This window comes from Mariniblastus fucicola (assembly GCF_008087665.1).
Classification (GTDB): domain Bacteria; phylum Planctomycetota; class Planctomycetia; order Pirellulales; family Pirellulaceae; genus Mariniblastus; species Mariniblastus fucicola.
The window spans coordinates 1533077-1546116 of record NZ_CP042912.1 but is presented as its reverse complement, the minus strand read 5'-3'; the positions used below and the strand labels follow the sequence as shown (position 1 = coordinate 1546116).

Below are 13040 nucleotides of genomic sequence, written 5' to 3'. Positions count from 1 at the left end.
TTGAGCCAAATCACGGAGAACCGATGAAACTTTACTGCCCAGAAGAAACTGATACGGAAACCGCTGCAACAAAGACTGCCGCATCGGTTTCGATCGTCGTTCCCGTCTTCAACGAGTTTGAAAATACGCCTCTGATGTACGACGAACTGACTACCGTCATGCAGGACTGCGATCGCTCCTACGAACTGATTTTTGTTGACGACGGCAGCGTCGACGGGACTCGTGATCGGCTGAAAGAACTGGCCAGCAGAGACGACCGCGTCAAACTGGTTCTTTTCCGTCGCAACTACGGTCAAAGCGCTGCGATGCTGGCCGGCATGCAGCACGCGACAATGGACTACGTGGTTACCATCGATGGTGATCTGCAAAACGATCCAGTCGACATTCCGATGATGCTGGGCCACCTCGACGATGGCTATGATCTGGTTCATGGTTGGCGTAAAGACCGACAGGACAAACTGGTCAGCCGCAAGATCCCTTCGAAAATTGCCAACTGGCTGATTTCTCGCACAACCGGATTTCCTATCCATGACTTGGGTTGCACGCTAAAAGCCATCCGCAGGGAAATTGCTTCCCAGATCGAACTGTACGGTGAAATGCACCGTTTCATTCCGATTCTTGGTCATCAGTTGGGCGCGAAAAGCATCGAAGTCGTGACCAACCATCGGGCTCGTCAGTTCGGCGAAACGAAGTACGGGATCGGCCGCACGTTTCGCGTCGTGTTGGATTTGATGACCGTCAAATTCATGCTGAACTATCTTTCCAGTCCGATGAAATTGTTCGGAAAACTTGGTTTGTGGACGACCGGTATCGGCGTTGGTTCATTGCTTGCCACGATTGGCATGCGACTGTTTTCAGGCATCGACATGACGGGCAATCCACTGCTGTTGCTGGGCGCCATTTCGATCATTCTGGGCGTGCAGTTTTTTAGTTTGGGATTGATTGGCGAAATGTGCGTCAGAATTTACTACGGGAACGAAAAGAACAGCCCGTATCAAGTTCGCGAGACCGTGAATTTTGAGGGCGAAGAACGCGAGCTGAAAGTCGTTCGCGCGGCGTAAGTTTCGTGTAAGGGCAAGCCGTAGGCGACCGTGCTGCATACGCACTCCCTCCGGCGCCTACGGCTTGCCGTTAAACGTGTTCGCATTGCACACCAACAGCAGATGCTCATAACATCTTTAGCAAAAACCTAAAAACCTGATCCGAAAAGCGAAAACTTTTCTTCGATTTGATGCGGTAAAAATCGAGTTCAACCTCAATTCTGCCAGCACAAAAATTCTTTTCCCCGAAACGCTCAGATCAGTCTTGACCCGTTTCGCATCGGTCTTTAATTATCGCCCCACGAACGAATCGTAGCCTGACTGCGGACTGCCACTTTTGCGTCTTACGACGTGATGGGCATGCCACAAAGCACGGATGCTTTGAAGGTTGGTGGGGTAACGCCCTGCAACGCCGCAGCCAGATTTAATTTGCAGGGTAACCAAGGTCACAAAGACAAGGAGAGTTGCGTGAGAGTCTCCAAGCAACTTAAGAGAGGGCTTCTGACTTCAGCGGTAGCACTGGCGTTTTCAACAATGCCGATGCTGACGTCTGCCAGCCAGGGACAGGATTCCGGATTTCAAACCAACGGTGCGACTCAGTCAGCATCCATGGGCAGTGCGGTCACCAGCGGGCAAGAACATTTGCTCGCTGCACGACGGGCACTGGCAATCGGCGACGTCAAAGGCGCGACCGAATCGGCGTTGCAAGCGAGAGCTTCGCAAGCTGACTTCAGTGGCCTGGGCGATTCGCCGCAACAGATCGATGCCATGATCGCTCGTCAGAACAAACTGGTAGAGCTTTACCAGTCCGGTTCGGCTGAGTCTGGCTATGACACCGAAGCGGCCAAGTTCCTCATGGAGCAGGCGGAAGCTTTGGTCAAGTATCGTGACTTCAAGACGGCTCGTGTTCTTGCAGAGCAATCCAAGAAGTTCACTGCGGTTGACTTCAGCACGTTCTCAATGACTCCGGATCGCATGATTCAGATCATTGACATCGCGAGTCAAAGCGCTGCCACATCGCAGGTCGATGCAAAGACAGAAGTCTCGCGACTGATGGCCCAGGCGAAACTCTTTGTGGACCAGAACAACTGGGTCAAAGCCAAAGAGGTTGTTCAGCAAGCCAAATCATTCAACCTTGGCGACGATCAGTTTGCCAAAGGTGAAACTTTGCCGTGGCAGTTGGACATGCTGATCGATAATGCCCTGAACGTTCAGGCGGCAGGGATCAATGGCGCCAACACGATTGCTCCGGCTTCGTTCAACGAACCAGCCGACAACACGGTAGCACGTGCGGAATATGATCCGGCGACCGACGCAACGAAGGTTGTTCCGGCCAGCATGGAGAACGATTCGAACACTCCGGCCGACGACGGTTTCAAACCTGTGATCCCACCGGTTCCGGGTGCGAAAGTCGTTGTTGCCAAATTGCAGGACGATTTGCAAAACCGCGGACAGCAGATGTATCGCTCTGGCGTTGAAGCCATGCAGTCGAACGATACGGATCGTGCACGTGAGTTTTTCCAACTTGCGATGCAGTATCCTGCAGATTTGGATGTAAACACCAAAGACGAAATCCGCAGCCAACTTTCACAAATGAAAACTGTGTCTGCAGTCATCGACTCCAAGCCTGAGGTTGCTCAGACTTCTGGCGTCGATGAAGAGTTCGGTTACGGTTTGAAGAACAAGAGTGAGTTCACTCGACTTCAGTCGGAAGTCTTCCGTGAGCGTCAAGCGGCTGAGCGTATGCTGCAGGACAATCCACGGGAAGCACTTCAACGCCTTTCAATGCTGCGTACGAAAGTTGCTTCGGCTCAGGTGGCGGCGGAAACCAGCCGTCCGCTATTGAAGATCGTTGATCGGGACATCACGAAGTTCCAGGACTACATCGAACGCAATCTTTCACAGATCCAGAATCAGGAAGAAGTTGAAACACGCCGTGACAATGTTGAGCGTATGCGTCAGCGTCGTCTGGATGTGGATCAGCAGCTTAGCCAACTGGTCAATGAGTACAACAAGCTGATTGATGAGCAGCGCTTCGCTGAAGCCAGACTGGTCGTCGATCAGGCGGAAGAGTTGGCTCCTAACACGGAAGTCGTCTCTGTTCTCCGGGAGAAATGGCGAACGGTCTTCAATGATTCAAGATTTCAAATGGATCGCGATGATCAACAACAGCGCTACATCGATGCTCAACATGATGTGTACCGTTCGGCTGACGCAATGACGACCAGCAATGTCCTTGAACTCGATCCTGACATTGAAGGATACGCAGAACGTATTCGTGATCGTGCCAACCGTCAGGCATCGCTCCGCTACTCAAGCGAAGCGAATCGCATGATCTGGAACAAGCTGAAAAACACCGACGTCGAAGGCGAATATCGCGGCACACTTGCTGAAGCGATGGATCAGCTCTCACGTCAAGCTGGCTTGAACATTGTCTTTGACACCATGGCTCTGGAAGCGGTCAACGTTTCGACTGAGCAAATGGTCAACGCGCCGATTCGCAATCCAATCTCACTTGAAAGTGCACTTAACGTGATCCTTTCAGGCGTTGGACTTGAGTTCGCAGTCGAAGACGAAGTGATCAAGGTCACCAGCCGCGAAGCTCAGGAAGCAACGCTCATCACGGAAACGTACTACATCGGAGACTTGCTTGCTCCGTTGAAGAACTACCGCAACCCGAACGAGCTTTCGTTCATGCAAGCCGGTGCCAACAATGGCTATGGTGGATTTGGCGGAGGTTCAATGAACGTTCCAAATGCTGGACCTTCGACGCTTGCCGGTGCTGCTGCTCAAGCAGCTATGGGCCAGCAACTCGGAGCCGGTGGATTCCCTGGAGCCGGTCAACTCGGCGGCGGTGGATACGGCGGATACGGCAACAACGATCCTCAGCGTGGCACGCCATACTTTGGAACCGTTGGAAACCAGCCTCAAGGTGGTATCACCGAAGCTGACTTCCAAACGCTGATTCAGCTGATTCAGCAAACGGTTTCGTCAGATTCATGGGAACAGAACGGTGGCGGAAACGGTACTATTCAGTCATTCCCACCAAACCTGAGTCTGATCGTTGCCAACAGCCAGAAAGTTCAGGACGAGATTCGCGACCTGCTGAAGAAGCTTCGTGAGCTCAACGATGTTCAGATCGTCATCGAAGTCCGCTTCGTTGCGATTCAGGATAACTTCTTCGAGCGAGTCGGTATCGACTTCGACTTCTCGATTAACGACAACTCAGGCGTCTCCGACCCGACCGTCGACAACCTGCCACGCAGCATCGTGGTTGGTAACACGGGCTCATCGGTCGGTGGTACTTCCAACGGTGTTTTCCTGCCAACAGGTAACCAGGACATTCAGTTTACTCAGGGCAGTTTTGAGTTGACTGAACCAGCCTTTGGTGGGTTCGACGTTGCGTCTGCTGCGAACTTCGGGTTTGCGATCCTGTCTGACATCGAAGTGTTTTTCCTGATGCAAGCCGCAAAAGGAAGTACTCGTGCGACGGTTACAGAAGCTCCTACGGTTGTCATGTTCAACGGTCAAAGTGCAAGTGTCAACGATACTCAGCAACGTCCGTTTGTAACTTCGGTTCAGCCGGTTGTTGGTGACTTCGCGGTCGCTCATCAGCCAATCATCACGATCCTTCCTGATGGTACGAACCTGAACGTAACGGCGACGGTTTCTTCTGACCGTCGGTCGGTCAACATGGCTTTGGTTCCGTTCTTCAGCGAAGTGACGGAAGTCCAAACGTTCACGTTCACTGGAACGACACGAACGGAAGTTTCCACGAACTCACTTCTTGATGACCTACTCGACAACCTCGATCCGACCAACGCGGACGACAGCGATGACGAGATCCAAACGGTCAGCGAAGGTGTGACGATTCAGCTGCCAGTCCTTGCGACGACCTCGGTGAACACCGTGGTCAGCGTGCCGGACGGTGGTACGATTCTGATGGGTGGTATCAAGCGTATGCGTGAAACCAGAACCGAGCGTGGCGTTCCAATGCTCAGCTCGATCCCTTATGTGAATCGTCTGTTCACGAACGTGGGAACCGGTCGCGAGACCACCAACCTGATGATGATGGTGACTCCACGAATCATCATTCAGGCTGAAGAAGAGCGAAAGCAAATCGGCGTCTTCGGCGAAGAAGAATAAGCCTACACGCTTTCGGGCTCCGCTTCCCCGGAGCCCAACAGTACACTTTTAAGCGTCGCCACCGGGTAGTTTGCCCGGTGGCTTTTTTTATGCATTGTGCCGACTGTCAGGACTCGGCCGCGGTGTTCGACATGGACCATTCTCCTGTTTTGCCGACACTTCCGGTTGTGATGGCGGAAGGCTGCTTACCCTCGAAGATAAGTGGACAATTTGGCTAACTGGTGTTTCGTGAAACCTAGTTTTCGAAAGTGTCAGCGTTGTCGGTGGGACGACGCGATTTTGATCCTGAGAAGTCTCAAGCGAGATGGAAAATAACAAAAGATGGCCACTGGTGGTTCTGATTGCCACGGTTCAACTCAGCGTGTTCATGTTCGCTGTGGCAACCATGGTAAATTGGGCCTCCGATCAACAGCCGCAGACAATGCCCGGGTGGTGGAGTCTGCTTGTCCTGCTGACCAGCCTGATTGGCGTGGCAGGCATTGGGCTGATGATGTCGATGTCGATGCGAGTCGATCGTGACAACGAGGCCTCGAACCTCGACCTTGAGCAACAGATTTCCGTCAAAACCAGCGAGCTTTCACGAACGCAAAACGCCATCATTTTCGGGCTGGCAAAGCTGGCCGAAAGTCGCGATACCGATACGGGTGAACACCTCGATCGAATCCGCGAGTACGTGACGATCCTGGCGACTGACCTTTCAACAAAATATCCACAGTTCGACGAATCAGCGATTCGCAATCTTGGCTTCGCGTCTTCGCTTCATGATGTCGGCAAAGTCGGCATTCCGGATTCGATCCTGCTTAAACCGGGACGACTCACCGACGGCGAACGCAAAGTCATGGAACACCACACCGTCATCGGTGGCGAGTGTCTGGAAGCGATTCAACAGCGACTGGGTGAGAACGAGTTCATGGAAATGGCTCGCGAAGTCGCCTGGTGGCATCACGAACGCTGGGACGGCACTGGCTATCCGCATCAACTTGTCGGAGACGAAATTCCACTGGTGGCACGAATTGTTTCGGTTGCTGACGTTTACGACGCGCTGACTTCGAAGCGTCCGTACAAGCGAGCGATGAGTCACGCCGAGAGTCGCGAAATTTTGCTCGAAGGCAAAGGCTCCCAGTTCGACCCGGATGTGATTGAAGCATTCCTGCGGCACGAAGAAGAATTTGAACGGATTTCGATCCCGCAAAAAGACATCTCTGATGAAGACTGCATTTCCGGGTTACAGCGACTTGCTGACAGCGTAGAAGCCCTTCGCTGTGAAACGTCAAATCTGCTCAATCGCGAAACGCTGGCCAAGTCTCAGGACAAGAACAACAAAGCCAAAACAGAAGACACCGAGTCGACAGCCTAGCCTTCACGACGCGCTGCGATTTTAGCTCGGGCGATTCGCTCCAACTCGTCAACGACATTGGCGATGGACTGGTTGTCCGTATTCACTTCGATCGCATCTTCAGCCCGCATCAGCCGGCCAACTTCGCGATTCGAGTCACGCTCGTCCCGCAGATTCTGAGCCGCGACGACTTCGTCATAGTCAACATATTGGCCCGCGGCTTCCAACTGAGCCACGCGTCGCATGGCGCGATATTGAGGCGACGCGTTCAGATAGATTTTGCAAAATGAATCGGGAAACGCGACGGTTCCCTGATCGCGACCTTCGCAAACGAAATTACCGGTCGCAGCAATCTGCCGCTGCAACTCGACCAATCGACCCCGAATTCCCGGATGGTCAGCCACGTGAAAAATGTTGCGTGTTACTTCTGGCGTCCGAATCGGTTCTGACACGTCCTCTTCATCGACAAACACACGGTCGCCGTCAAACGCGATCTGAATGGAGTTCGCAAGCTGCAGCAATGCGTCGTCATCCGTAAATGCGACGTCACGACTGATCGCCGCCCAAGTCACAGCACGATACATCGCGCCGGTATCGAGGAAAGAGAAACCGAGTCGATCAGCAAGCTTTCGGGTAACCGTGCTTTTCCCCGCGCCGGCGGGACCATCGATTGCGATAACCATAATCACTCTTGCGACGCCCCTTGATCTGCGCTGATGTCTGAATCAATTTCCGTTTTGTTCACTGTTTGCCTTCGTCCGCTTCGTTTGTCGAATCTGTTTCCGCCCACCGCAAATGGATCTGCAAAAACTCGTGAGCTGCAATCGGCACTTCCACAACCGAAAACGACTCAGAACTGTTGTCGTCGCCGTTTGTGGAAATGTCACGAATCAGTTGATCTGAAAACGATTCAATCCTGACCGAATCGACGATTTTACGACAGTACAACTTCACATCACCGCCACGTCCATCGGTTTCCTGTAAGCGTACTCTCATTCCTGTGCAACGGCAATCGTCGTCAAACACTGCGGACGTCCACGTCACAATCACATTGCGGTTGGCCAGATGAAACAGCCAATTGGCACCGTCGGCAGATGCTTCTCCGCCGGTTCCGGTCAAAATGGGATGCATCTCGGAAACGGCCAGTTGCATCACGGCGTCCGCATTGACGGCGATGCCGAACCGAAACTTTCTGCGGCTCTCTTTTCCGGCAACGAGAATCGAATCGAGCATCTTTTTCGAAGCACGACGATGCCACGGCAATCCATGCGTCAACAAAGCAAACCGGTTTTCGTCTTGCACCACTTCCACGAAATGAGGCGCTTCGATAGAAGGCCGGCGAACGGGATGTCGTCCTCCCTGAATGTCACAATACAGCTCGGCAGTATCCTCGCTCCACGCAATGCGATTCGCGACATAGTTTTTCACCGACCCGTCCAACGGCCTGATGTCCGAGAGTTCAATCTCCACGTCGATCACATTGCGCCCGCGTTGCAGCCCGACGGTTTGAACAAAGTTGCCCAGAACTTCTTCGTCAGGCCCAAGCAATCGGCCGCTTGTTTTGATCTGCGACGCTATCCGAGAAAGCGTCATGACTTCGAAAGAATCGCATTCCATTTTGCTGTAGACGACTTCTTTGGAATTCGAATCGACGCTACGAACGGCAATCCTTTGGCTAAACAGGTTGCCACGTTTCCCGTAAAAGTGCACTCCGCGAATGCCGCCGGACTCACGATCCATCCGAACTTCAAACAACTCGTTTCGCAGAATGCTCTCACCATCGTCCACCAATGGTCCTTCGCGGACTGCGACTGGATTCGAAGAATCGATCATGGCATTGATGTCGCTCGGCAGCTTCGCGAACCCTGAAAGCGCAACGATCGCGTCGCAACGTTTCGAGTCGCGGGACGCATGTTTAATCGGCCCGTCATTGTCGTGCATCTCGCCCGGACTGCCTTTTGATTCCAACGCCAGGTAAGCGATCCGCCGCCACGGAACGGAGTTGACGTATTGGCAATTCAATTTCGACATCAGCTGCGAAGTGAGCTTTGCCAAGTCAGTCTCAATTGAATCGTCCGGATCAGAATCCCACTTCCGCGTCTGCAGCTCCACACGATTCTGCAATTCCATCAACGTTTCCGCATCCACGGCTGGCTCAGACGAATCCAACTTTGTCAGGGAAGCCAAATTGCGAATCGCTGCCAGGTGATACCAATGCTTCCAGTATTCGACGATCATCGAAATCGGTCGGCTCGAGCCAGAAGCAATCGACTGTGAAAACCACGGGCTCTCGTATTCGTCCGCTTCATAGCTGTCGCCGTACCCGGGATCGTAGACGTTCTCGAAATACGTTTCGGCGTCTGAGAAATCGCCGAGCACGCTGCCGTACTTTGTCGCGTTTCTCAAGTCCTGAAAACTGTCACAGGTTTGCGTTGGCCATCGAGCAAAAAACACGGTCGAGACGTGCGCCGAATCAAGCTCCGATCCAATCCGGACTCCAAGATCCAAAAACGACTTGTCGTTCGCGGCATCCAACGGCACTTGCCCGACAGCGAGGACCGCTCCTCCATCGACTCCCATCCAACGCATGCTGTTTGAAAACGAAGAAGGAATTTTGCCCTGATCGAGCGTCGCATGAATTGCTCCGGAAAATCCCAGATTCTCCAACATCCCTGGCAGCGCAACGTTCAGCCCGAATCGCCGCCTCATGAAAACCTTCGCGGGGCTTCCAACGCTTACCTCGCAACTTTCGCGGCCGCGGACAACCTGATTCAAAATCGACTCGATCGCCAAAACGTTATCCGGAAGCTCATACTCCGGCCCGCAAACAATGCACAGACTCTCGTCTTCAATCTTCGTTTTCATTCGGCTGGCGGTTTCCGGTGACTTCTCAGCCAACTGTCGCATCGCGGCCCCGGTCATCACGAAACTCTTCGGCGAATCGGAATTCAGTTCCGCGTCGATCGATTCCTGCCGGTTTGACTCGGCAACCAAAACCATGTCAACGAAGTCAGCTGCGACCGGATAGTAGCGATTCTTTTCTTCCGAAAGCTGATCGAACGCCGACTGTAGTTTCTGTTTGCAAGTCTCAACATCGTTTTGACTTGCCGCAACCGCGGCCTCGACAACGACCTGGTCGAACCGATCGCAGTCCAGTTCCGATGAGTATCGCAACTTCCGCGTCATCATTTCAACTTGCAGCCGAACGTATCCCAGAGCGAAAAAGTCTTCGACCAATTCCGCATCGATCGAGGAATCGACGCCCAGTTCTCTCAACCAACCGGCTCGGCTGGAAACGTCGTTGCCGGACGCGTCTTGGTCAGCAGACATGACATGAACCACCGAGGCCCCGACACCTGAGGCTGCTGCTTTGAACCCGTCGAAGACTTTCCCGATCGCCGGTTCAGGGATCACGACCAGACTCTCGCCCCACCGGGCCTGGAAAACTTCGGGGTCAAAGTCCAGATCCACCTGGCTATCGAAGCTCGCAGTTCCGTCATCGTCGTAGTAATGCTGCTGGATGAAGTTCTGGCGATGTTGTTCCGCTTCTTGCTCCGAAGAGACAGTATCGGACGCTGTTCGCCACTGCGGCCCGGCCCCTGAATCGGCGATCAGTCCGGGATGCCACAATCCTGTCCAGGCCGCGAGGAGACTTCGGGCGTCACCTCGCGAGCCGTGAACGGGGAATTCTTCGAGGCTTTCACAGGGCAGCAGTAAAATCAGTTGAGAGAATTTTTTCATTAGCCAGGGAACCTGAACGCGATCTGCTCGTCGAAAATTTACCGCGAGTGAAGATGGCTTCCGGTTGAGACGCTTTTTTGGGTTGTAGGCTGGACGAGATTTTGAAATCTGGTTCTGACTGCCCGCTGGCGGCCAGTCTTTATGATCAAACGGAGTTACCGCTTGCGACGAATGCTTTTGTTGACACTTTGCCCGGATAAAACCGGGATAATTTGACAATTTATGGCATCTTTCACTAGAGTATAGACAATGGGTGTGGGATCGAGTTGGTCCGCCCCAAATTGAGATCGCTGGCCGCCGGTTTGGCGTTCAGAACTTTGAGTACAGGAAAAAGGCGCGACCATGGCCAAGGCAAATGCCGTTTGGGGAATCGACATTGGGCAATCTTCTTTGAAGGCCCTTCGCTGCGTAAAAGGCCCGGACGATACGATCGTGGCAGAGGGCTACGATTTTATTGAGTATCCAAAGATTCTCAGTGCCGCCGACGCAGATCCGGTTGAAATTGTCCGGGACAGCCTTGAGCAATTTCTCTCGCGAAACGAGGTCGTCGGAGACAAGGTCGCGATCAGCGTGCCTGGTCAGGCCGGACTGTCGCGTTTCTTCAAGCCACCACCGGTCGACGCCCGGAAACTCCCGAATTTGGTTGAGTTTGAAGTCTCCCAGCAGATCCCGTTTCCAATCGAGGACGTCATCTGGGATTGGCAGCAGCTTGGCGGAAGCAAAGACGAAGAAGGACGCGTGGCTGATGCAGAAATCGGTTTGTTCGCGATGAAGCGTGATGCGGTGTTCCGGGCTTTGCAGCCATTCGACGACGCCGGTGTCGAAGTCGACATCGTGCAGCTGTCACCGCTTTCGATTTTCAATGTCGTCTGCCGTGACCAGATTGACGAGATTCCGTCTCCGGAAGATTTTGATCCGGAAGATCCACCCGAGTCGATTGTCGTTCTTTCGATGGGCACCGACACGACGGACTTGATCGTGACCAACGGTATCAAGCTCTGGTTGCGAAACATTCCGATCGGCGGAAACCACTTTACCAAACAGCTTTCCCGCGAGATGAAACTGACTCAGGCCAAGGCCGAGCATCTCAAGCGAAACGCGAAAATGGCGGAGAATCCAAAAGCCGTTTTCCAGGCGATGCGTCCAGTTTTCAACGATTTGGTCAACGAAGTTCAGCGCTCGCTGACTTTCTTCCAGAGCATGGACAAATCGGCCAACATTTCCGAAGTCGTTTTGCTTGGTAGTGCTGCAAAACTTCCTGGACTGACTCAGTTCCTTGGCAAGCAACTGGAGCTTAAAGTTTCTCGTGCCAACGAGTTCAAACATCTTACCGGCAACGATGTGACGTCTCAGTCAACGTTCGCCAACAACTCGCTTTCGTTTGCCCCTTGCTACGGCCTGTGCCTGCAAGGACTCGGCAACAGCGTGATGAAGACGAATCTGCTGCCTCAGGAAATTGTGCTTGAGCGAGTCGTCCGGGCGAAGAAACCTTGGGTTCTGGCCGCAGTGAGCTTGTTGTTGCTGGGCTGCTGCCTTGGGTTGTTCTACAAGACGCTGGCCGCGAATCAGGTGAGCCCGTCGTTCGAGGATCCGAATGGAACCAGCTGGCAAACAGCACTTCGAGACGCGGAAAAGGAATCGAAGCTCAGTAAAAAATACGTGGCTGCGGACACCGAACAGAAAGAGCTGCTGGAAAAGTTCAATGTCATCGCTAAAGAGTTGAGCTCTTCGGTAGAAGGCCGCGCGTCGTGGATCGAAATCTACAGTGCTCTCTATCAGGCGCTGCCTCGCGACGAAAAGATTGAGGAGTTAGTCAAGAGCGAGCCGGCTGATGCACTTGCTGTTGACCCGAAAGAATATGAATTCGCCGGTCGTGAAGAAATCTATATCGATCACATTGAGACCGTGTTCCAAAAGGATCTTGGCAAATGGTACGACCGGATCGCCAAGATTTTCGAGAAACAGGGAGCCCGAACGACGGACTCTTTCGGTGCCGCGGCCCCGCCTGTTGAAGACGAGTTCGGATCAGACGCTCCGGCAAGTCCAAGTTTCGGCGAAGAAGCTGAACCGACTGGACTGACTGGCAAGGCCGGTTGGGTCATCGAGATTCAGGCTCATCATTTTCACAATGAAGACGCCATGAATTCCGAGATCGACTATGTCCGGAATACGATTCTGAAAAATCTCCTCACGGGAACCGTCAAACTTCCCGATGGCGAATTTACTTACGGTGACCTCGGGATTTCTTTCCCAACGATCACACGTGTTTCCCCTAGCAGCACCGAGCATTTCATCTTCCTTCAAGAGGGCGGTAAAAGCGGTCCAGGAATGGGCGGCATGGGCGGACCCGGTGGAATCGGCGGTGGTGGAATTGGCGGCGGAGGCCGTGGCGGTCGCGGTGGCGCCGGTGGAATGGGTGCTGGCGGCATGGGTGCTGGTGGTATGGGCGCCGGTGGCATGGGTGCTGGCGGTATGGGCGCCGGTGGCATGGGCGCTGGCGGTATGGGAATGGGCGGCGGTGGTCCGGGCTCGACAGTCGATCCTTCTGACGGCGAGTCAATTTTCAAAGCCAACATTTACTCCTTCGTCATCCAAATGGCCTGGGAACCTCGTTCTGTCGCAGAACGCAATGAAGCCAAGAAACTTCGCCTGGAAGCAGTTGCCGCGGCAGCTGCTGCCGAGGCCGAGGCAGAAGAAGTCGAAGCGCAGTAATCGCGAACCCTTTCGATTTCGAATCTACTGACTGAATCATTTAAAACTATCGGCGATGCCGGAGA

At 53.5% G+C, this 13040-nt stretch carries 6 protein-coding genes; 4 read left to right on the top strand and 2 right to left on the bottom strand.

The annotated features are described in order from the left end of the window. The first annotated feature begins 23 nt into the window (after positions 1-23). From MFFC18_RS05580 to MFFC18_RS05570, 3 genes are all read left to right on the top strand, one after another. Positions 24-1061 carry a glycosyltransferase family 2 protein gene (locus MFFC18_RS05580; RefSeq protein ID WP_084416735.1) on the top strand — a complete coding sequence of 346 codons (1038 nt, stop codon included), beginning with the start codon at positions 24-26 and terminating at the stop codon, positions 1059-1061. 447 nt (positions 1062-1508) lie between these two features. Further along, a complete protein-coding gene (locus MFFC18_RS05575; RefSeq protein ID WP_157664988.1) occupies positions 1509-5186 on the top strand; it encodes a type II secretion system protein GspD in 3678 nt (1225 codons plus the stop codon). A 304-nt stretch (positions 5187-5490) separates the two neighbouring features. Next, entirely contained in the window at positions 5491-6543 is a 1053-nt protein-coding gene (locus tag MFFC18_RS05570) for an HD-GYP domain-containing protein (RefSeq protein WP_075081688.1), read from the top strand. Here MFFC18_RS05570 and cmk read toward each other — a convergent pair. Both cmk and MFFC18_RS05560 read right to left on the bottom strand, forming a co-directional pair. Then, complete coding sequence (gene cmk, locus MFFC18_RS05565; protein ID WP_075081962.1) at positions 6540-7205, bottom strand: (d)CMP kinase; 666 nt, start codon at positions 7203-7205, stop codon at positions 6540-6542. The genes MFFC18_RS05570 and cmk overlap by 4 nt on opposite strands. A 58-nt stretch (positions 7206-7263) precedes the next feature. Continuing rightward, entirely contained in the window at positions 7264-10263 is a 3000-nt protein-coding gene (locus MFFC18_RS05560) for a glycoside hydrolase family 38 N-terminal domain-containing protein (RefSeq protein ID WP_075081689.1), read from the bottom strand. A 342-nt stretch (positions 10264-10605) separates the two neighbouring features. Between MFFC18_RS05560 and pilM the strand changes: the two genes are divergently transcribed. Next, entirely contained in the window at positions 10606-12975 is a 2370-nt protein-coding gene (pilM, locus tag MFFC18_RS05555; protein ID WP_075081690.1) for a type IV pilus assembly protein PilM, read from the top strand. The last annotated feature ends 65 nt before the right edge of the window (positions 12976-13040 follow it).

Coding starts and splice junctions, on each gene's coding strand:
- MFFC18_RS05560 (WP_075081689.1), bottom strand. CDS start 10,263: ATGAAAAAATTCTCTCAACTGATTTTACTGCTGCCCTGTGAAAGCCTC.
- MFFC18_RS05570 (WP_075081688.1), top strand. CDS start 5,491: ATGGAAAATAACAAAAGATGGCCACTGGTGGTTCTGATTGCCACGGTT.
- MFFC18_RS05580 (WP_084416735.1), top strand. CDS start 24: ATGAAACTTTACTGCCCAGAAGAAACTGATACGGAAACCGCTGCAACA.
- cmk (WP_075081962.1), bottom strand. CDS start 7,205: ATGGTTATCGCAATCGATGGTCCCGCCGGCGCGGGGAAAAGCACGGTT.
- pilM (WP_075081690.1), top strand. CDS start 10,606: ATGGCCAAGGCAAATGCCGTTTGGGGAATCGACATTGGGCAATCTTCT.